The organism is Pseudoalteromonas sp. SR44-2, from assembly GCF_014163745.1.
Taxonomy (GTDB): domain Bacteria; phylum Pseudomonadota; class Gammaproteobacteria; order Enterobacterales; family Alteromonadaceae; genus Pseudoalteromonas; species Pseudoalteromonas distincta.
The window spans coordinates 1-1,111 of record NZ_JACJDW010000076.1 but is presented as its reverse complement, the minus strand read 5'-3'; the positions used below and the strand labels follow the sequence as shown (position 1 = coordinate 1,111).

1 protein-coding gene is annotated in these 1,111 nt (G+C 42.4%); it reads left to right on the top strand.

What is annotated here, in order from left to right; all coding sequences use genetic code 11:
- Positions 1-1,103, top strand: a protein-coding gene (locus H5115_RS19980) for an IS3 family transposase (RefSeq protein WP_182756985.1) whose coding sequence is annotated in 2 segments (ribosomal slippage) — positions 1-181 and positions 181-1,103 — 1,104 coding nt annotated over the 2 segments. Because the reading frame shifts where the segments join, the coding sequence is not laid out codon by codon here. This gene is flagged as partial in the annotation.
- Positions 1,104-1,111 lie beyond the last annotated feature (8 nt).

Genomic DNA, 1,111 nt, shown 5'->3' with positions numbered 1-1,111 from the left:
ACGCAAGAAGATGCAGCTAAAGCTATGGGGGTTGGTAAATCAACTGTAAGTAAGTGGGTAACTCAATTAAAGCAAGAACGGAATGGCCAGTCCCCATTGGCTTCACCAATGACGCCTGAACAAATTGAAATCCGCGAACTTAAAAAGCAAATCCAACGCATTGAATTAGAAAAGGATATATTAAAAAAGGCTACCGCTCTCTTGATGTCCGACTCCCTGAGCAATTCTCGTTAATTGAGAAATTAAATCAACGAGAGCGTTACCCAATCAGCGTGTTGTGTAGCGTATTCAATGTGCATCGCAGCAGCTATAAATATTGGGCCATACGGGATACAACATCGACACCAGAGCAAGTAAGGTTAGAAGCGGAAGTTAAAGTTATACATGCAATGAGTGGCGGTTCGGCTGGGGCACGGACAATCGCAGCAATTGCAACGAATAACGGTTTTGAATTAAGCCGTTATCGCGCCGCTAAGCTGATGGTTAAACTAAAACTAGAGAGCTGCCAAGTACCACAACATCAATATAAACGCGGTGGTAATGAGCACCTTGAAATCCCGAATTTTCTAGATAGGCAGTTTGATGTTGTTGAGCCGGATACGGTGTGGTGCGGTGATGTGACGTATATTTGGACAGGCAATCGCTGGGCTTATTTAGCGGTCGTTGTTGATTTATTTGCACGCAAAGTCGTTGGTTGGGCAATGTCATTGTCGCCAGATACTAACTTAACGCTAAAAGCGCTTGAACTCGCGTATGAAAGCAGAGGAAAACCGACAGGACTGATGTTTCACTCAGACCAAGGAAGCCATTATACAAGCTTGAAGTATCGCCAACGTTTATGGCGCTATAAAATCACACAAAGCATGAGTCGGCGCGGAAATTGTTGGGATAATGCGCCAATGGAACGATTTTTTAGAAGCTTTAAAACGGAGTGGATGCCAAAAGTTGGATATGAAAACTTTGAAGAAGCTAAATATAGTGTGAGTGATTATATCAACGGATATTACAACAATGTTAGACCACATCATTATAATGCAGGTTTAGCACCAAATGAATCTGAGGTTAGATACCAAGATTCTAAAACTGTGGCCAAAATTAGTTGACCACTACA